This window comes from Pantoea sp. App145 (genome assembly GCF_047947045.1).
Classification (GTDB): domain Bacteria; phylum Pseudomonadota; class Gammaproteobacteria; order Enterobacterales; family Enterobacteriaceae; genus Pantoea.
In genome coordinates this window covers 2,394,016-2,412,785 of the sequence record NZ_CP133290.1, presented here as the reverse complement: position 1 = coordinate 2,412,785, position 18,770 = coordinate 2,394,016, and the positions used below count along the sequence as shown (strand labels likewise).

At 55.8% G+C, this 18,770-nt stretch carries 15 protein-coding genes; 6 read left to right on the top strand and 9 right to left on the bottom strand.

The annotated features are described in order from the left end of the window. Positions 1 to 186: 186 nt before the first annotated feature. The 3 genes from abgT to RCF31_RS11055 form a co-directional block, all read right to left on the bottom strand. A complete protein-coding gene (abgT, locus tag RCF31_RS11065; RefSeq protein WP_416410444.1) occupies positions 187 to 1,707 on the bottom strand; it encodes a p-aminobenzoyl-glutamate transporter in 1,521 nt (506 codons plus the stop codon). A 95-nt stretch (positions 1,708 to 1,802) separates the two neighbouring features. Continuing rightward, on the bottom strand, positions 1,803 to 3,248 hold the full coding sequence (locus tag RCF31_RS11060; protein WP_416410442.1) for a M20 family metallopeptidase: 1,446 nt from the start codon (positions 3,246 to 3,248) through the stop codon (positions 1,803 to 1,805). Further along, positions 3,245 to 4,558: an amidohydrolase gene (locus tag RCF31_RS11055; RefSeq protein WP_416410440.1), complete on the bottom strand. Its 1,314-nt coding sequence runs from the start codon at positions 4,556 to 4,558 to the stop codon at positions 3,245 to 3,247. The genes RCF31_RS11060 and RCF31_RS11055 overlap by 4 nt, the downstream gene beginning before the upstream one ends. Positions 4,559 to 4,674: 116 nt before the next feature. On the opposite strand from RCF31_RS11055, the gene RCF31_RS11050 reads away from it, so the two are divergent. Together RCF31_RS11050 and yjdN are read left to right on the top strand one after the other, a co-directional pair. Beyond that, on the top strand, positions 4,675 to 5,577 hold the full coding sequence (locus RCF31_RS11050) for a LysR family transcriptional regulator (RefSeq protein WP_299458156.1): 903 nt from the start codon (positions 4,675 to 4,677) through the stop codon (positions 5,575 to 5,577). Between the two features lie 78 nt (positions 5,578 to 5,655). Further along, entirely contained in the window at positions 5,656 to 6,081 is a 426-nt protein-coding gene (yjdN, locus tag RCF31_RS11045) for a VOC family metalloprotein YjdN (protein WP_416410438.1), read from the top strand. 56 nt (positions 6,082 to 6,137) lie between these two features. Here the strand turns inward: yjdN and RCF31_RS11040 are convergent, their stop codons facing one another. The 3 genes from RCF31_RS11040 to RCF31_RS11030 all read right to left on the bottom strand — a co-directional run bounded on the left by RCF31_RS11040 (position 6,138) and on the right by RCF31_RS11030 (position 9,406). Further along, entirely contained in the window at positions 6,138 to 7,004 is an 867-nt protein-coding gene (locus tag RCF31_RS11040) for a nucleoside-specific channel-forming protein Tsx (RefSeq protein ID WP_313688638.1), read from the bottom strand. A gap of 390 nt (positions 7,005 to 7,394) precedes the next feature. Beyond that, positions 7,395 to 8,750: a sensor histidine kinase gene (locus RCF31_RS11035; RefSeq protein ID WP_416410435.1), complete on the bottom strand. Its 1,356-nt coding sequence runs from the start codon at positions 8,748 to 8,750 to the stop codon at positions 7,395 to 7,397. Further along, positions 8,747 to 9,406: a response regulator gene (locus RCF31_RS11030; protein WP_084871889.1), complete on the bottom strand. Its 660-nt coding sequence runs from the start codon at positions 9,404 to 9,406 to the stop codon at positions 8,747 to 8,749. Before RCF31_RS11030 ends, RCF31_RS11035 begins: the two co-directional genes overlap by 4 nt. Before the next feature lie 169 nt (positions 9,407 to 9,575). Between RCF31_RS11030 and RCF31_RS11025 the strand changes: the two genes are divergently transcribed. The 3 genes from RCF31_RS11025 to RCF31_RS11015 all read left to right on the top strand — a co-directional run bounded on the left by RCF31_RS11025 (position 9,576) and on the right by RCF31_RS11015 (position 12,267). Continuing rightward, positions 9,576 to 9,944 (top strand): helix-turn-helix domain-containing protein, encoded by a 369-nt coding sequence (locus tag RCF31_RS11025; protein ID WP_013507554.1) that lies wholly within the window; start codon positions 9,576 to 9,578, stop codon positions 9,942 to 9,944. 106 nt (positions 9,945 to 10,050) lie between these two features. Next, the gene (locus RCF31_RS11020; protein WP_416410432.1) at positions 10,051 to 10,947 is read left to right on the top strand and encodes a LysR family transcriptional regulator; all 897 of its coding nucleotides are present in this window, start codon (positions 10,051 to 10,053) and stop codon (positions 10,945 to 10,947) included. A gap of 111 nt (positions 10,948 to 11,058) precedes the next feature. After that, positions 11,059 to 12,267 carry an MFS transporter gene (locus RCF31_RS11015; RefSeq protein WP_416410430.1) on the top strand — a complete coding sequence of 403 codons (1,209 nt, stop codon included), beginning with the start codon at positions 11,059 to 11,061 and terminating at the stop codon, positions 12,265 to 12,267. Positions 12,268 to 12,342: 75 nt separating this feature from the next. On the opposite strand, the gene RCF31_RS11010 is transcribed toward RCF31_RS11015, so the two are convergent. Together RCF31_RS11010 and RCF31_RS11005 are read right to left on the bottom strand one after the other, a co-directional pair. Next, complete coding sequence (locus tag RCF31_RS11010) at positions 12,343 to 14,733, bottom strand: glucose/quinate/shikimate family membrane-bound PQQ-dependent dehydrogenase (RefSeq protein ID WP_416410428.1); 2,391 nt, start codon at positions 14,731 to 14,733, stop codon at positions 12,343 to 12,345. A 283-nt stretch (positions 14,734 to 15,016) separates the two neighbouring features. Continuing rightward, complete coding sequence (locus tag RCF31_RS11005; protein ID WP_416410426.1) at positions 15,017 to 15,526, bottom strand: hypothetical protein; 510 nt, start codon at positions 15,524 to 15,526, stop codon at positions 15,017 to 15,019. Positions 15,527 to 16,035: 509 nt separating this feature from the next. Here RCF31_RS11005 and RCF31_RS11000 point away from each other — a divergent pair. Next, complete coding sequence (locus tag RCF31_RS11000) at positions 16,036 to 17,307, top strand: MFS transporter (protein ID WP_416410424.1); 1,272 nt, start codon at positions 16,036 to 16,038, stop codon at positions 17,305 to 17,307. 70 nt (positions 17,308 to 17,377) lie between these two features. Here the strand turns inward: RCF31_RS11000 and RCF31_RS10995 are convergent, their stop codons facing one another. Continuing rightward, positions 17,378 to 18,538 carry a Gfo/Idh/MocA family protein gene (locus RCF31_RS10995; protein ID WP_416410422.1) on the bottom strand — a complete coding sequence of 387 codons (1,161 nt, stop codon included), beginning with the start codon at positions 18,536 to 18,538 and terminating at the stop codon, positions 17,378 to 17,380. Between the last annotated feature and the right edge of the window lie 232 nt (positions 18,539 to 18,770).

The window sequence follows — 18,770 nt, the reverse complement described above, 5'->3', positions numbered from 1 at the left end:
TCGGTATGACGGTGTTTGCAAAACTCACCAACGGCAGAGATTGGTTTTAAAAATAATTAACCGTTAGCAAGCGAAGGAACAGCAGAATAATCAATTACGGCGGGGATGCCGAGAGGTGAAGCGGTGAGATTTTAGCAATGTACGTTGCAATTCGCGTAAGTGTGATCGCCGTCCCTGGCGATGCGGTTAATGCAGGTTGGGATAAACCCCCGGGCCGATGGGTAAACCGAGCGCGTACCAGGCAACCAGCAGCACAATCCAGGTGACAAAGAACACCACCGGATAGGGGAAGATCAGCACATAATAGGTGCCAAGTTGCGCATCTTTCTGGTATCGCTGGAGGAAACCGAGGAACAATGGCAGGAACGGCGACATCGGTGCCAGCGGCAGCACCGACGAGTCAGCGATACGGAAGATCATCTGGGCAAACGCCGGATGGAAGCCGAGCAGCATAAACATCGGCACAAATACCGGGGCGAGAATCGACCAGATAGCGGAGCCGCTGGCGATAAACATGCACAGAAATGCCGAGAGGAACATCAGGCCGAGAAACGCCGGTGCGCCGCTGATGCCTGCACTCTCCAGCATATCGGTCAGACCAATCGCCATAAACTTGCCCATGTTGCTCCAGTTGAAGAAGGCCACGAACTGCGACAGCGGGAACACCATCACAATAAAGCCCGCCATACTCTTCATCGGATCAACCAGCAGCTGCGGAATGTCATCCGGGCGACGAATTTGCTTCGTCACTGCGCCATAGGCAATTGCCACCACAAAGAAGAACAGGATGATGATCGGCACAATGCCCTGAATAAACGGCGACGGGATGATGCCACCGGTTTTCGGGTTGCGCAGCGGCGCATGCTCCGGCACCACCAGCAGTGCCATCAGCGCGATAAACACCAGTGCGGCGATACCTGCGGCTTTCAGACCGCGGTTTTCCTGCACGGTGAGCGGTGGCAGGCGATCCTGATGGCCGCCGTTCCAGGCGGGCAGGCGCGGCTCGATAAACTTATCAGTCAGCAGCGCACCGGCAATGGTCAGCACCACCACGGAGGTCGCCATAAAGAACCAGTTATCGATCACGCTAACGTGTACCGTGTCGCTCACCGCTTTCGCCGCTTCGGTGCTGATACCTGACAGCAACACATCGGTAGTGACAATCAGCAGATTAGCGGTAAACCCGGATGCTACACCGGCAATCGCCGCCAGCAGACCCGCCACCGGATGACGTCCCACGGCGAGGAAGATCAGCGCGCCGAGCGGTGGCATCACCACCAGCGCCGCATCAGAGGAGATGTGGCTGAAGAAGGCGATAAACAGCACCATATAGCTGGCGTAGCGACGGCTGACGCGGGATGCCATCTTCACCATCAGCGATTGCAGCAGGCCGACTTTTTCCGCCAGACCGGCACCAATCACCAGCGCCAGAATCGATCCCAGCGGCGTGAAGCTGCTGAAGTTTTTGATGATGTTGGGCAGAATCCACTGTAACCCGGCGACGCTCAGCAGGTTATTCACCCGCACCAGCTCGCCATTGGTCGGATTCTTCACCGCCACGTCAAAACTGCTGAGAATGGCGGTGGCGACCATCAGTACCACGATTAAATACACGAACAGTAAAAAAGGGTTTGGGACTTTATTCCCGACCCGCTCAATCCAGCCAAACAGCTTCCCTGGGCTGCGATTCTCCGTGGTGGCTTCCATCGGCATTTCCTCGTCTCGTTATGTTGTGTTTGCGTATAACTTTTATTTTTTTATTGGCTACAGCATCCCGCGCCTGCGTGGGCGCGGGTTTATTATCAGGACGTCAGCTTTGAGGGCTGCACGCCGGGTGGAATCGGACACTGATACGGTTGTTCGCTGCGCACGCGGGTAAACTCCTCGCGGCAGCGTGCCAGGGCGTCGCTATCGTTGAGCAGGGTGAGGGCGGTGGCGGCCAGCACTTTCGCCGCCAGGCACATCCCTTTATGGGCGATGGCGGTGCGGCCCTGTGCCACCAGCTGCCAGGTATGCAGCGGCGTGCCGAAGGCAAAGCAGGGGGTGAAGCACTGCGCGGTCGGCGTCACCCAGCTGACATCGCCGACATCGGTGGAGCCATACAGCAACTCACGCGTCACCGCATAAGGGGCCACTTCATCCATCAGCACTTTATCACCCAGCGCTTCAGTCCAGGCCACGCCGGCCTCACCGCCGGTACGCGCCGCATTCAGCCGCGCATTGCGCAGATCGTCTTTGGATAGCGTAGCGCGGATCTGTGCGGCAAATGCGCGCTCCTCCGCGCTGTATTCTGGCAGGCCAAACTGGCGCAGATAACCGTCCATCACCGCTTCGAGCGCGCGGTTGGGGACATAGTTGGAACAGGCTTTATCGAAACGCACCGTCATTTGCGTGTCGGTCATCAGCGCGGCACCTTTGGCGATATTGATAACCCGTTGATAAATATCCTGTGCCTGGTCGAGCTGCGGGGCGCGAATCAGATACAACACTTCGGCATCGGCCTGCACCACGTTGGGCGACACGCCGCCAGCGTTGGTCACCGCATAATGAAGGCGCGCTTCCTGCACGATATGTTCGCGCAGAAAGTTGGCCCCGGTGTTCATCAGCGTTACGGCATCGAGGGCACTGCGTCCCAGATGCGGTGAATTCGCCGCGTGCGCCGCCACCCCTTTGAAGTGGAAAGCCGCCTGGATATTGGCGAGGGTGCTGAGGTTAAACATGCCGCTAAAACCTTCCGGGTGCCAGGTCACGGCGGCATCGACATCATCAAACAACCCTTCGCGCACCATATAGGTTTTGCCGGAACCGCCTTCTTCGCCGGGGCAGCCGTAAAAACGCAGCGTGCCGTGCTGACCCTGCTGTGCCCACCAGGCTTTGATGGCAAACGCTGCCGCGAGGCCCGCGGTGCCCAGCAGGTTATGACCACAACCATGGCCGTTACCGTTTTCCACCAGCGGCTGCGGCTCGGCGCAGGCGGCTTGCTGGCTCAGCCCGGCCAGAGCATCAAACTCGCCGAGAATGGCGATCACCGGCTTACCGCTGCCGATGCTGGCGATAAAGGCGGTGTCGATACCGCCGACGCCACGCTCAACGGCGAAACCCTCCTGCTCCAGCGCGTCGGCCAGCAGGGCGGAAGACTTCGTCTCTTCGAAGCGGGTTTCTGGCACATCCCAGATGGCGTCGCTGATGGCGCTGAAACGTGCCTGATGCTGGTTAATATAGTTATCGATAAAGTCGTGATGACTCATTGCTGGCCCCCGAACTGCGCCTGATTGAGCGCCAGTGTCGCCAGGGTTTGTACCGCCGTTGCCATAATCGCTTCGTCGAAATCAAACTTCGCGTTGTGATGGCCTGCTGCCAGCTCACAACCAAAAATCACATAGGATGCCTGGCCGCCGCGCTGCTGTACGCGCTCCAGCATATAGGTGGCATCTTCGGAACCGGCTGCCTGTTGTTTGGTATCGACGACCGAGTTGAACAGGCCCAGCGCGTTGGCCTGCTGGTGGATAAATGCCACCCACGGCTGGCTTGGCGTGCAGCTGCGCGCGCCCCCCATCAGTTTTACCTCAGATTCAACGCCGTACATCGCCGCTGCCCCGGCAATCACGCGCAGCGCCTGCTGATAAATATCGTCGTTCACCTGGTTGCTGACACCACGCGTTTCCACCTTCATCAGCGCGGTATCGGCCACCACGTTGCGCCCGGTGCCCGCCTGCAATACGCCAACGTTAACGCGCGCCACGCCACCGCTATGCTGCGGCAGATTATGCAGTGCCAGCGTTGCCTGGGCGGCCGCCAGTAACGCGTTGCGGCCCTCTTCAGGACGGCCACCGGCATGGGCACCGACACCGGTAAACTGCACATCAAGCTTGGTGGTGGCGAGGAAGCTGTCGCTGCCGCAAACGATTTCGCCGGCGGGCACGCCAGTGCCGAGGTGGATAGCAGTAAACAGATCCACATCATCAACCACGCCCGCCGCCACCATGGCTTTTGCGCCGCGCACGCCTTCTTCAGCAGGCTGGAAAATCAGTTTGATGGTGCCGCTCAGTTGATCTTTCATCGCCATCAATACTCTGGCGAGGCCGAGGCCAATGGTAGTGTGACCGTCGTGACCACAGGCGTGCATCATGCCCGCATTGCAGGAGGCAAAACCTTCGCGTTGTGGCAGATGATCCGCCGCGCTGCTTTCATTCAAATCAAGCGCGTCCATATCGACGCGAAATCCCATCACCGGACCCGGGCGACCGGTTTCCAGCGTGGCAACAATGCCGCAAAAACCGCCGGAGAAGTGGCTGAGCCACTGCGGTAATGCGCCCTGTTCCAGTGCGCGCGCTTCCTGTGCCGCCAGCACTGCGTCAGAGGGCAGTCCCATGCGTGCATCGGCATCAATCACTTCCCGGCCCAGTTTCAGCGGATAACCCAGACGATGTAGTTCCTCGGCCACCAGGGTGGCGGTTCGAAATTCCAGCCAGCCTGATTCGGCAAACTGGTGCAGGTCGCGTCGCCAGGTTTGCATCTGTGGCACCAGTGCGCTGACGTGGTCGGAAAGGGTTTTCATCGGCATATCCTTCATGTTGGTTTTTTATGCATTCTCCCGAATCTACACAATGGTATTGGCGCGCATAAGATGGGAATATCTTATGCCTGATAAACAACAGTTATCACCGGGTCACTATGTCCGCTAATTTAAAACTGCATCAGCTGCGCGCCTTTGTCGATGTGGCCCGCCAGGGGAGCATCCGCGCCGCCAGCCGTCTGTCAGGGGTTTCACAGCCTGCACTGACCAAGGCGATCCAGGAACTGGAGTTATCACTCGGCGCGCGTTTATTTGAGCGGCGGCATCAGGGCGTGACCCTGACCGATATCGGTGATAACTTTTTCCGTCATGCCAGCCTGGTGCTGGAGGAGCTGCGCGTGGCGCAGGAAGATATTCAGCAGCGGCTAGGTCTGGCGGGCGGCAGGGTGAACATTGGTGTCGGCGGCAGCATTGCGCGCACCGTGATGCCGCAGGTGATTAACCATTTTCACCGTGAATATCCGCTGGTGAAAGTGCGTATCGTGGAAGGACAGCTGGTGGCGATGGTGCACGAGCTGCGCCAGGGCGCGCTGGATTTCACCATCAATACCTATGATCAAAGCCACCTCGACCAGGAGCTGACCTTCGAAAGGTTAATGGAGCGTGATTATCAGGTGGTGGTACGTAAAGGGCATCCGATGGCCCATGCGCGCTCGCTGGCGGAATTGCAGCATTGCGACTGGACCATGCCAACGCCGCAGGGAAGTTATTATCGTCTGCTGCACGATATGTTCGGTGAGCGTGGCATGGCACCGAAAATCGTGGTCACCTGCGAAACCTTTATGGCCTGTACCAGCCTGGTGGCAAAGACCGATTTTGTCAGCATCATCTCACGCGATGTGATTGAAGATCCGACACACGGCGGCCAACTGCTGGCGCTGGAGCTGGACGATCCGCTGCCCAAAGCAACCTTCTACCTGATTCAGCGCAAGGACACCGCGCTGACGCCGATGAGCGCCTATATGGCGCAGCTGTTCCGCCGCTATTGTCAACAAAGGTAAGAGTGCGGCCCGGCTCGCGTCCTGTTTTCCTGCCACGCACTACACTTGGCATCGGGCGTTTATTGTGGAGAACAGACCATGCAAATTACCCCTTATTTGTTTTATGACGGCCGCTGCGAAGAGGCCATCGCATTTTACCTTGACGCTACTGACGGCGAATTGTTGTTTAAAATGACCTTTGGCGATATGCCGGAGAGCGAATCAATGGAGGGTTGCCCGTCCGGGATGACGTTTCCCCCGGAGCACATCATGCATGCGCATCTGCGCATCGGACAGGGCGAAATCATGCTAAGCGACGGCAATCGCGAGACGCATTACAGCGGGTTTGCGGTGAGCCTTTCCACCCCGGATGAAGTGCAGGGCAAACGCTGGTTCGATGCGTTGTCGGCTGGGGGACAGGTGACAAAAAACTGGGAGCCAACGTTCTGGGCGAACGGCTTTGGCATGTTTACCGATAAGTTCGGCGTGCCCTGGATGGTCAATGCGTATAAACCGCGAATTTAAAAGCATTAACCCCGTCACGGCGCGATGAATCGCGCCGTGACGGGAAATGAACTGACTTAGAAGTTATAACCCACTACCAGGTAGTAACCCCAGCCGGTAGATTTCACTTCAAACGGACCGTTGCCGAAGTTCAGCTCCTGGCCATCCGCCCATTGCCCGCCGTTATGGAACCAACGCGCCACGGTTGAAACGTGCCAGTGGTCATAATTCAGCGACAGGATATGGCTGGAGGCAATTGAGTTGCTGGTACGTGATGGTCCGGTCTCGTCGCGCAGATCAGAACCCCAGTCAAAGTTGGTGAAGCCGATGTAGCTCAGCTTACCGCCCCACAGGTCGGTAATCGGCACAAAGTATTTCACTTTGAAGCGATAGCCATCCCAGCTGTTTTCGTTCGCCGCACCATAGTTCTGCCACTGATATTTGGCGTACACGTTCAGCGACAGACCAACGTCAGAGTGGGTATCGATATCGGTACCCAGACCCATATACCAGGTGTTCTGACGCTGTGACGCGTTACGACCCATGTCATAGATGTAGTTGTTGGCGAAGTACCACTCTTTAAACGGACCAAAAGCCAGGCTGGTGCCGGTCAGTTTATCGATAGAGAAACGTGGCTCAATTTCCATGAACATCGGCGAACCGTGGTCGAAAATGCCGTTGGCATTGCTGTTGCCCAGACCGAAGAAGTTGGTCAGGTCAAGGTAGCCGTAGAAATCAAACCAGTCCTTTTTCGCAAAGGCTTCGTATTCCAGATACACGTCATTATTAAACTGTGGTCCGAAACGGGTGTGGTAACTGCCCACTACGTTAACGCTCTGATGCCACCAATCTGAAAGGTATTGCGGGTTGCTGTCTGCCGCTTGTGTCGCGCCGGTCCAGCTGCTGGCCAGTAAGGCCCCTGCTATCAATGCTTTATATTTCATTATTGTTAACCACATGCTCGTGATCGCGATAAAAGTGCGCGATCGGTGTCAGTCGATCCCAGGGGTGGGCGGTAAATTGTTTAAGCCGGTCTGAGCCGCCGGTTTCTAAAGCTCGCGTAGGGTGCCTGTATCAGTCGGATAGAAAATAGATTTTGATCACGTTTGTCAAAAAGTGTTGCAATTCCATTCACCAAAAATGTGAGTTATGTCACATTATTGTCATGAAACGAACGGAACCCCGCAACCGTTTACGTTGTCGCGAAGTGTCGTGAAATGCTGATGGGGGAACGGATGTAGCGACGCGATTTATCACGCATCTTTTTGCCAGGATGGGCACGGTAACAAAAAAACAGCGCGATAAATCGCGCCGTTACGGGAAGGCGAGGGGGGTTACGGTAAGGTCACACGCACCTGCAAGCCGCAGATCTTGCCCTGCGGATTCAGGCAGTTCGACAGTGCCACCTGCATACGATGTTTTTGCGCCACGCTGCGCACAATCGACAGACCCAGGCCGCTGCCCTGTGCCTGCACATCGGGCGAGCGGGTGAAGCGGTCAAACGCGCGTTCGATAAAGGCTTCCGGCATACCGGGACCGTTATCGACGATATCCACCACGGTATGGTTGCCGACGCGATGCAGCAACACATCCACCAGGCTACCTTCGGGGGTGTGCAGCATGGCATTGCCGATCAGGTTATCGAACAGGCTGCGTAAATCGGAGCGGCTGGCCTGGATACGATAATGGGCGGTGCCGTTAAAGCCGATATCAATACCCCGCTTATCCGCCACCACCATTAGCTGTTCGATGCTCTCTTTCAGCAGGTCTTCCAGCTCAATATTCTCGATCGTCACCACCACCGACTGATCTTCCTGGCGGGAGATATTCAGCAGCTGCGTCACCAGATGGCGCGTGCGCGTGACGCCCGCTTCCAGTTGATCAAACTGGCGGCTGGCCTCACCCGGCTGGATATGCTGACGCAGGTTTTCCAGTTGCAGCGTCACCGCCGTCACCGGGGTGCGCAGCTCATGGGCGGCATCTTCAAGGAACTGGCGCTGTGACGACCAGGCAGCACGCAGTTTATCAAGCAGAGAATTGTAGGCATCGACCAGCGGCAGGATCTCGTCTGGCAGGCCATCCTGCGGTACGCTGTCGGGATGCAGCATCTCCTGTGCGGCAATCTGACGGGATGCCACGCGTAAATCACGCGTAATGGCGCGCACCACCAGCCAGATCACCAGCAGGGAGAGCGGCATCATTAAAATCAGTGGGATGATGGCCGACATGGCGCGCTTCACCATCACGCTTTTCATATAGCCGATGTTGTAGAGCACCTGAATGTTGGCGATATCGCTGCCCGGTTCGCCAGGACGATTAAACACCCGCCAGTTGCAATCCTCACAATCGCCGATTTTTACATCGTTCCAGCCCTTTTTATTTTGCAACGGCGCGCGCAGCTCCGGCCATGAACTGGCACGCAGCTCGTTATTGGCATCCCACAGTTGCACCACGTAGGCGCTTTTCAGTTTGTCGGCGTTGAGCATCAGTGGCATCAGCGCTGGAATGCGTTTGCTGCTGGCCCAGGCATCGGCAATTTTCGCCAGCTGATCGTCTTTCATCGTACCGATCATGTCGCCGTAGCAGCTGTAAAAATAAGAGGTCACGCCGCCGATCATCGCTAAATGCATCAGCAGCAGGGTGGTGAGCAGTTTATTACGCAGCGAGCGCATAAAAGTGAAGGGTTTCATATTGCAGGAACTCGCCAGCCAAGACCGCGCACGTTGCGAATCACTTCGTTATCCAGCTTACGACGCATGCCGTGAATCAATACATCAACGGCGTTGCTGGTAACTTCTTCACCCCAGCCGTAGATGCGGTTTTCCAGTTGTTCGCGCGACAGAATCGCCCCCGGGCGCTCCAGCAACGCATAGAGCAGGGCATATTCACGAGCGGTAAGTTGCTCACGCTGGCCTTTGTACAGCACTTCACGCGTCATCATATCGAGCTGCACGTCGCCACTGCCTAACAGGGAATCCGCCGCACCGTGGCGGCGTCGGGTAATCGCTCGCATTCGCGCCAGCACCTCTTGCAGATCAAAGGGTTTCAACAGGTAATCATCGGCACCACTGTCGAGGCCCTGGATGCGTTGCGCGACGGTATCACGTGCGGTCAGCACCAGCACCGGCGTCATATCACCGCGCGTGCGTGCGCGACGCAGCACATGGATACCATCTTCGCGTGGCAAACCGAGATCCAGCAGTACGCAGCTGTAGCCGCCTTCGGCCCAGGCGTTGCTGGCAAAGACGCCATCCCGCACCCAATCCACCGACCAGCCAGCCGCCTCCAGCGCCTGCTGTAGGTTAGCGCCAATCATTTCATCATCTTCAACCAGCAGCACGCGCATGGTATGAGGTCCTCTAAAATCAATACAAACAGTGTAGCGCTGCAAAATTAGCGCAGAATTACACCCGTTTTCCCCCTTGCTAATTCTGCGCTAATTTTCTGCTAATTAAGGGATAAATTTAACGCGCTAAAGTGGCTTCACTGGACATCACGTCGTATCTGGAGGAGCCATGAATCAGAGTCAATTTATCCGCAGTTTGCTGGACTGGATAGAAGACAACTTAGGACACGATTTACATCTGGATGAAGTAGCACGCCGTTCGGGTTATTCCCGCTGGCACCTGCAACGTCTGTTTCGTCAGCACACCGGATTTTCACTGGCCGAGTACATTCGCCAGCGCCGGTTGACGGAGTCGGCGCTGACGCTGCTTAACAGTGATGAGGCGATCCTGCAGGTGGCGATGAGCTACGGCTTTGACACCCAGCAGGCGTATACCCGCACCTTTAAAAACTACTTCCGCGTGACACCGGGCCAGCTGCGTCGTCAGCGCCGCGTGGAACCGGATCGTCTGCTGTTTCCGCTGGCGGTGGCCAGTTGAGTCGCTAGCCTGATTTCCCGTTGTTACGTCGTCGCGGGAAATCAGGTGCTATTGTGCACCAATCCTTTTAAGCTGCTGTTTTCCCCTCCTCTGTCGGTTATGGACAATGGACAACAGCGACAATCTCACCGCCATGATGCTGTTTGCGCGCGTGGTGGAACGGCAAAGTTTCAGCGAAGCTGCCCGCACTCTCGGCGTTTCAAAATCCTATGTCAGCCGCGAAATCGCCCGGCTGGAAATCCGCCTCGGGATCAAATTGTTGCAGCGTACCACGCGTAAGGTGGCGCTGACGGAACTGGGGCAGGCGTACTACCCGTTTTGTACCCGCTTACTCGACGAGATGCATCGTGCTGATGCTTTTGTGCAGCAGGTCCACCAGCTGCCCGCCGGTAACGTGCGTTTACAGGCCCCGGTGACGTTCGGTTGCCAATGCGTGGTGCCAACGCTGAATCGCTTTATCCGCCGTCATATTCATATTAACGTCGACCTGGAACTGACGGACCGCATCAACGAGGACCCGCAAAGCAGCGCCGATGTGGCGATTGTGATCCGTCAGCGTGCCCCGGAAGTGCCTGACTATCGTGAGTTGAATACCATCGACTGGGGATTGTATGCGGCACCGGATTACCTGACGGCGCATCCGCCTATCGACCATCCCGAACGCTTAACTCGCCATGATCTGCTATTGTTTCACGGCCCGGCCCATACGGCAGCTCTGCCGTTCCGGCGCGATAAACAGCGTCTGGCGCTGGATGTGCGCAGCCGTTTTCGCGCCAATAACAGTATGGCGTTGTTGAATGCGGCGCTGGCCGGAACCGGTATCGCCTACCTGCCCGCCTATATGACCCAGGAGTCGCTGGCGCGGGGTGAGATTGTGCAAGTGCTGCCGGAGTGGCAGATGGATCGCCTGCACAGTTACCTGCTGCTAAAAAACCAGCCCGAGCCATCTTCGCCCGTCACCCTGTTGTGCGATGCGTTAATCACCGCATTAGGCGATGGCTGATTGTTGCTTTTTGGCAACAATAGCAACCTGCGTGGCAAATATTCCCGCCTGTCTGTTATCGATGCTGAACCGCTGTTAGCCTGAGTATCAGTTCAAAACAGGGATATCATCATGCAGCAACCTCCAACGGCGTTAGCGCCTGAGCAGCAACACTGGAAGCGCAATCTGTTCGTTTGCGTACTCGGCTCCTTCAGCACCATTGTGGCGATGACGCTGCTGCTGCCGTTTCTGCCGTTATATGTGCAGCAGCTCGGTGTGCAGGAACCGGCAGCGATTGCGCGCTGGTCGGGAGTGGCTTACGGCGCAACCTTTTTCAGCGCCGCGCTCACCGCGCCGCTGTGGGGCAAACTGGCGGATCGCTATGGTCGCAAGCTGATGCTGATCCGCGCCAGCCTCGGGATGGCGATTGCCATGTCGCTGATTGGCATGGCAACCGCACCCTGGCAACTGGTGGCGCTGCGTTTGCTGGCAGGGCTGTTGGGAGGCTATGCCTCGGGATCGACCATTCTGGTGGCAGCGCAAACGCCAAAAGAGCAGACCGGCTGGGCGCTCGGCGTGCTGTCTTCCGGCATTATGGCAGGCAATGTGGTGGGGCCGTTGCTGGGCGGGGTGCTGCCGCCATTGATTGGTATTCGTCACACCTTCTGGCTGACCGGCGCGGTGATTTTTCTCGCTTTCCTTGCCACCACCTTTTTACTGAAAGAAGCACCTCGTCAGGCTAAAAAGGCCGCGCAAAGCAGCAGTATCGAGGAGAAACCGGTAAATCTGCCGGTGGTACGGTTGATGTGGTTGTCGGGGATGTTGCTGATTTTCGCCAATATGTCGATTGAACCGATTATCACGCTGTATGTCGGGCAGTTTGTCACTGGCGATCACGCGATTACCGTCACGGCGGGCCTGGTGATGGCGGCGGCGGCACTGGGCAGCATTCTTTCTGCTCCACGCCTTGGACGGCTGGCGGATCGCATCGGTCATGGCCGGGTGCTGGTGTATGGCCTGATTGCCTGTGCGTTGCTGCTGATTCCGCAAGCCTTTATCACCGCGGCCTGGCAATTGGTTGTGTTGCGTTTCCTGATGGGGATGGCGCTGGGTGGGTTGATGCCGTGCGTAACTGCCCTGATTCGCCACAATGTCCCGCAGGCACAAGTGGGAAAAATGCTGGGATATTCGACTTCAGCGCAGTATGTCGGTCAGGTGAGTGGGCCGTTATTTGGCGGTTTTGTCGGCGGGGCTTTTGGTATGCGCCCGGTGTTTTTGGCGACCTGCGTGATTATGGCGTTGTGCGCCTTATTGAATGCGCGGGTGTTGCGGAGGAATTGATCCGTAGCGGCGCGATTTATCGCGCGGTTTTTTTTAAAAAAAAGGCGGACCGAAGTCCGCCTGATTTACTTATAGCTATTTCTCATCCGGCAGTGCATAGGCAATAACATAATCGCCCAGCTTGGTACCAAACGAACCGTGACCACCTGCAGCGATAACAACGTACTGCTTGCCATCCACTTCATAGGTCATCGGCGTTGCCTGACCGCCAGCTGGCAGACGTGCCTGCCACAGCATTTCACCGGTATTGGTGCTGAAGGCACGCAGGTAGTTATCTGCGGTCGCACCGATGAAGAACACGTTACCGGCTGTGGTGATCGGACCGCCGAGCATCGGCATACCCATCTTGAACGGCAGCGGAACCGGTGCGCTATCGCGAACCGTACCAATGCGTTTTTTCCACACGGTTTCGTTGGTTTTCAGGTCAACAGCTGAGACATAGCCCCATGCCGGTTGTTTACACGGCAGACCAAACGGTGACAGGAACGCGTTCAGTTCCACGCCATACGGCACGCCGTACTGTGGCTGAACACCGCTTTCGGTACCCGAACCGCCTTCCGCACCTTTCGGTGGCTCGATCGGGTTGCCCGGACCGCGCGGAATCAGTTTGGAAACGAACGGCAGGGCCATCGGGTTAGCGATAGCGATCTGACGATGCGGATCGACCGCAATGCCACCCCATTCGAACATACCGAGGTTACCCGGGAACACCAGCGTACCCTGCTCAGACGGCGGCGTGAACGGACCGTCATAGCGCAGGCGCTTGAAGATCACGCGGCACACCAGCTGGTCGTACATGGTCGCGCCCCACATATCCTTATCAGTCAGATTCTGCTTCGGACGGAAGGTCAGTTCTGAGTAAGGCTGGGTCGGTGATACGTGGTCACCTTTAGCAGCACCCTGCGGAACCGGAGTTTCCGGGGCAGGCACGACAGGTTTACCGGTGCGGCGATCCAGTACAAAGATGTTACCGGTTTTCGCCGGAGCATAAATCACCGGTACGGTGTTGCCATCTTTGTCAGTGATATCGGCCAGCGTCGGCTGAGACGGCAGGTCCATATCCCACAGATCGTGATGCACAGTCTGATACGACCACACCAGCTTACCGGTGGTGGCGTTCAGCGCCAGTACGCTACTCGCATAGCGCTCCTGGTCTGGCGTACGGTTGCCACCCCAGATATCCGGAGTTGACACGCCCATCGGCAGGTAAACGATATCCAGTTTCGGATCGTACACCGCCGGTGCCCAGGAGTTCGGCGAGTTCATGGTAAAGGTGTGTTCATCGTCAGGAATCGCGTTAGGATCTTTCGCGCCCGGATCGAAGACCCACAGCAGTTTACCGGTGTTGACGTCAAAGCCACGAATGACCCCTGACGGCTCACGGGTGGAGTAGTTATCCGTCACCGCACCGGCAATAATGATGGTGGTATCGGTGATGATCGGTGGTGAAGTCGGCTCATACTGGCCCGGCGTCAGCACTGGCTGTTTGTGTTGCAGATCCAGCTCGCCGTTGTTGCCAAAAGAGGCACAACGCTCGCCAGTTTCTGCATCCAGCGCGAACAGACGACCGTCGTTTACCGGCAGGTAAATACGGCGTGAGCACAGCGCAGGCTGGGTGTTGGACGCATCAGCAGCGGCCGGAACTTCGTGGTAAGACACGCCACGGCAGGTTACGTGCTGGAAAGTCGGGTTAGGCTTAAGGCCCGGATCGAATTTCCACTTCTGCTTACCGGTTTTCGCATCCAGTGCAAACAGGATTTGGTGCGGTGAGCAGAGATACAGCGTGTCGCGGATTTTAATCGGGGTCACTTCATCAGTGATTTCACCCGGATCGTTCGGGGTCTTCAGGTCGCCAGTCTGGAACTGCCAGGCTACCTGCAGATTTTTCACGTTATCCGCATCGATTTGCTTAAGCGGTGAGAAGCGGGTGCCTTGCTGATCACGCGCATACGCTGGCCAGTCGCCATCGGCGATGTTGCTCAGCGGCTGTGCCTGAGGTGCGTTGGCCGCCGCGTCCGGCAGGGTGCCATTCAGCTCCTGCGGATCGTGGAAGACGGCCCACGCCAGCACCAGGGCGCTGGCGATCAGGGCAATACCCATCGCGCTCAGTGCACCTTTACTGGCGTTGTTGAGTTTGCGATAGACAAACGGCAACACCAGCCAGATACCAAAAATCACCAGTACGTCGGTACGCGGTGCCAGCGCCCAGAAGTCGAAACCGACTTCCCACACGCCCCACACCAGCGTGGCCAGCAGCAGCAGGGCATACAACACCAATGCTGAACTGCTACGACGCCACAACAAAATAGCGGTGATTAACATAACCACACCGCCAATTACGTAGTACCAGGAACCTCCAATGGCGGCTAACCAAATGCCACCAACCAGCATAAACGCCCCTGTCAGCAGTGCGAACAGCACTGTCAGGAAGCGAATTACGCCAAAAGATGAGGAAGCTTTCCCCATAATATTGACCTCTTTTTTCGCCATAAATCTAAAAGGAAACAACGCGTTGCGTAGTTTCCCCATATAAGGTACGAGGTGATGAAAATGTTTGCTGTTGAACTCTTCCGTTAAGTCAGATGATCCTTGTGCGTTAAATTTTATCTTAAAAACGTTAACAGGTTTGACTTTTTTAGTGCTTTAAAGCACTGGAATGGTAGTAGTGCGACATTTTATGAGGAGATTCTGGGAATAGGCCCGGGGATATCGGGCCGTAAGGGGAAAATGCGCTATTTTGTGTAACCGTTTACACTTCGAATAAATTGCTGCTGGTTCGCTGTTCCTGCCAGCCGCTGATATGCAATCGAGTATAGCTTTCTTCAGGCAAAACCAGACGTGAAGAACGTAATATCACCTCTGCTTCTCTTTCGCGGAAGGAAGAGAGCATAAATGGAAAGCTGAACTTGAGATAATTTTCGCTGAAAAACTCGTCAGTCAGAACAATGCCGCTTAAGGGAAAGTTCTCAATATTTTGCCAGCGCGTACCGGGCGATGCCACGTCATAGAGCCAGAAGCGGAAATCCGACGCTCGTGACTGCAACTCAGGCCCGGCCTGTTGTAACGCATCATAGTTGATGGCCAGCCGGACATTGTCGGATTGCAAAAAGGAATAATTATCCGTTTCCTGTAAAAACTGCGTAAGCATATTTCCCTGTAAAGGGATAATTATTAATTCTGGCATAGTCGGCAGATGGTTTTGCAAAGTAATTATGTTGCATTCATTAAGTAATGTATGGCTACCTTGCTCACAACGCATAAAGGGTGCTGAATAACAGATACCCGTCAGCGCGCCATCAAAGCGGCGGATACGCTCAGTAACATAAGGGTTATATGTGTTATTTTTCATTTATCTCTATGAATAAATTAATTATCTGGAAGGATAGAGTTATTATAATGATGGTCGATCTACTGCCATAATCTGTTTGCTAATATAAAACGTTTCCTTTGCAAAGATCATCTTTTTTATCTGTTTCTGCTAAAGAGATATTAGGCGGTATTACCGCAGTAATTAACGCTTTATTGTAACGTTCTGGAAGTCGCGCTATTTTCAACATAAAAAAATAAGCCTGCTAATATTCAGAACTCTACCTTTAGACTTTTCCCCCATAAGCGACTGTTTTTAAAGCGCACGGCTTGCCGTTGCCTGGCACGGTAAAATCCCGCACTCTGTGGCCTGAAAAAAAGATAAGGAAAACCGTATTGCGGTTTTTCATCAGGCCAGGTCCATGACGGCCTGGCGGCAACAGAATTCAGGATGGGATAAATATGGGTTTACTGGCAACAGCTGCGGATGACTCGCTGCTGCGACACAGGTCGTTTGTCGCCTTCTGGCTGGCGCGGACCTGTTCTTCGTTTGGTTTTCAGATGTTCTCGGTTGCCGTCAGCTGGCAGATCTACTCGCTGACCAACAGCGCGATGGCGTTGGGGATGATTGGTCTGATGCAGTTTCTGCCCTCGGTGCTGCTGGCGCTGCCCGCCGGGCATCTGGCAGATCAGTTTGATCGTCGCCGGATTGTGTTGTTTGGTCAGCTGGTGGAGTGGGGATCGTTGCTGGCGCTGGTGGCGCTGACGCTATTCCACTGGGCGGATAAAACCGCCATCTGGAGCCTGGTGTTTTTAATTGCGGTGGCAAAGGCCCTGGAATGGCCCGCGTTGTCATCGATGTTACCGGCGCTGGTGCCGCCAGAAATTCTGGCGCGCGCGACAGCAGCGAATGCGGTGGGTGGTCAGGCGGCGGTGATCATTGGTCCCACGCTGGGTGGGTTGCTGTATGTCGCCGGGCCGGATGTGGTGTACGGCGTAGCCGCCTTGTTCTATTTATTCTCGCTGCTGCTGGTCAGCCGTATCCGTTATGAGCGCCCGCCACAGACGCGCCTGCCGATGAACATCACCAACCTGTTTGCCGGTGTCCATTTCATCCGCGAACGCAAAGATGTACTCGGGGTGATTTCGCTCGATTTATTCGCGGTGCTGCTCGGCGGTGCGACGGCATTGCTGCCGATTTTTGCCAAAGATATTCTGCATACCGGTCCCTGGGGGCTGGGCATGTTGCGCGGCGCGCCGTCGGTGGGGGCATTGCTGGTTGGGGTATGGCTCAGCCGTCACAAGCTGGAAAAGCATGTCGGGATGATCATGTTTGGCGCGGTGGCAGGTTTTGGTGTGGCAACGCTGATTTTTGCGCTCTCCAGTCAGCTGTGGTTGTCGTTGCTGGCGCTGGCGGCGTTAGGTGCCTTTGATATGGTCAGCATGGTGATTCGTGGCTCGCTGGTGCAGCTGGATACACCGGATGATATGCGCGGACGCGTCAACGCGGTCAACGCCATCTTTATTAATACATCTAATCAGCTGGGCGAGTTTGAGTCCGGGATGCTGGCGGCGTGGCTCGGTGCGGTGCCCGCTGCGGCGCTGGGCGGCATCGGTACGCTGGTGGTGGTGGCTCTGTGGATGACGCTGTTCCCGCATCTGCGTAAGCGGCAGAAGCTGGAAAACGAACCTGCCGTGGTGCCGCCAACAAAAACCGGCCAACAGGCCGGTTAAGGGTATTGCCAGTCTGCACTGCCATGACAAAGCTCGCGATCAGGGGGCAGGGATCGCGAGCGGTGACCGTTTAAACGGCCGCTGTTTTCCCCAGGCTGGCGTCAAATTGTTTCCAGCTTTCTGTCATATCCACCACGGTTTTCGATTTTCGCGCTTCGTCGATTTTAATCGCGGTGAGCCCGGCTTCCAGTGCGTCCACCACCGTCACTTTCAGCGGCGTTCCCTGTTTAATGTGTTTCACAATCTCTTCGGCCATCAGCGCATCAGCGCCATAGTGGCCATCGTAAGCGTTGCCGCTGTAAGTGGTGTCCACTTCTCGCTCACCGGTCCGGGCGTTATGCACGCGGAAGTAGTTGCGCACAAAGTCGCCTTCCGCCATGCCGTCCGTTCCCATCACGCAGAAGCGGCGGAATTCATCCGGCACGTTGAGGTTGGCATGGAAGGCCAGAGTGGCGCCACCGGCGTATTCAATGATGGCCGTCTGGTAATCGACGATATCGGCATCGCTATCAAACACCGCGTCGGTGCTTGACCAGCCGCTCGGTTTGACGTGATACAACTCGGAAGCGGGGGTGATGGCACCCTGTGGCGCGTGCTGCGGCGTAAAGGATTTGCGGCCACCAAAGCTGGCGACGCGCACCGGGCGTTCGCCCATCAATCCCTGATAGAGATCGATATCGTGGCAGCATTTTTCCAGCATGTACGGACCGGCGTATTTCTCCAGACGACGCCAGTCGCGCTGGAAGAAAGCACCGTGGTACGGCTTGATATGTTCGGTTGCTTCGATTGAGGTGATCTCGCCAAGGCGTTTATCATCGCGCGCTGCCAGCAGGTCGTGATACAGCGGTGAATAACGCAGCACCAGACCGACCAGAATGCGCTCGTGGCCATACTGCTGTACCAGCTGCGCCATCGCCATGGTCTGTTCTTCATTGATCACCACTGGCTTCTCGGTGAAAACGGTATAACCCGCAGCCAGCCCCTGACGAATATGGTCGAGGTGCATAAAGTTCGGTGAACCGACCAGCAGCAGATCAAAGCCGCCGTGATTCAGTAGTGCGTCGATACTGTCAAACGCCTGACCAGGATCGATACCAAAGGTGTGGAGATTGGGTAAACCCGCTGGAGCCGGATCGACATAACCCACGACGGAGAACTCTGTATCGGCTTTGCTGAACTCTTTCACCACATGGGAAAGACGAAAGCCAAGACCAATAATGCCCACTTTCATGTTATACCCCTGAAGCCCGTTGCCTGTTAGCTGCCCGACCCATCAGGCTGCTGATAATCTGACCGCTAACTTATTACGGCAGAAAAACTAATGTCAATGAATATCCTGGGTGTAAAAATCCTATAATCTGTTATTTATATGATTTTAATCATTTTTATTTGATGTTGTGGTTTCCATATTTATTTGTTATTGCGATTTAAGTTTTTTTACCCTATCTTTCGCACATCTATAA

Bases quoted from the DNA above. Each gene is read 5' to 3' on its own strand.
- RCF31_RS11060 (WP_416410442.1), bottom strand. From the start codon at position 3,248: ATGAGTCATCACGACTTTATCGATAACTATATTAACCAGCATCAGGCA.
- RCF31_RS11000 (WP_416410424.1), top strand. From the start codon at position 16,036: ATGGGTTTACTGGCAACAGCTGCGGATGACTCGCTGCTGCGACACAGG.
- RCF31_RS11015 (WP_416410430.1), top strand. From the start codon at position 11,059: ATGCAGCAACCTCCAACGGCGTTAGCGCCTGAGCAGCAACACTGGAAG.
- RCF31_RS11030 (WP_084871889.1), bottom strand. From the start codon at position 9,406: ATGCGCGTGCTGCTGGTTGAAGATGATGAAATGATTGGCGCTAACCTA.
- RCF31_RS11020 (WP_416410432.1), top strand. From the start codon at position 10,051: ATGGACAACAGCGACAATCTCACCGCCATGATGCTGTTTGCGCGCGTG.
- yjdN (WP_416410438.1), top strand. From the start codon at position 5,656: ATGCAAATTACCCCTTATTTGTTTTATGACGGCCGCTGCGAAGAGGCC.
- RCF31_RS11035 (WP_416410435.1), bottom strand. From the start codon at position 8,750: ATGAAACCCTTCACTTTTATGCGCTCGCTGCGTAATAAACTGCTCACC.
- RCF31_RS11055 (WP_416410440.1), bottom strand. From the start codon at position 4,558: ATGAAAACCCTTTCCGACCACGTCAGCGCACTGGTGCCACAGATGCAA.
- RCF31_RS11025 (WP_013507554.1), top strand. From the start codon at position 9,576: ATGAATCAGAGTCAATTTATCCGCAGTTTGCTGGACTGGATAGAAGAC.
- RCF31_RS11040 (WP_313688638.1), bottom strand. From the start codon at position 7,004: ATGAAATATAAAGCATTGATAGCAGGGGCCTTACTGGCCAGCAGCTGG.
- RCF31_RS11050 (WP_299458156.1), top strand. From the start codon at position 4,675: ATGTCCGCTAATTTAAAACTGCATCAGCTGCGCGCCTTTGTCGATGTG.
- RCF31_RS11010 (WP_416410428.1), bottom strand. From the start codon at position 14,733: ATGGGGAAAGCTTCCTCATCTTTTGGCGTAATTCGCTTCCTGACAGTG.
- RCF31_RS11005 (WP_416410426.1), bottom strand. From the start codon at position 15,526: ATGCGTTGTGAGCAAGGTAGCCATACATTACTTAATGAATGCAACATA.
- abgT (WP_416410444.1), bottom strand. From the start codon at position 1,707: ATGGAAGCCACCACGGAGAATCGCAGCCCAGGGAAGCTGTTTGGCTGG.
- RCF31_RS10995 (WP_416410422.1), bottom strand. From the start codon at position 18,538: ATGAAAGTGGGCATTATTGGTCTTGGCTTTCGTCTTTCCCATGTGGTG.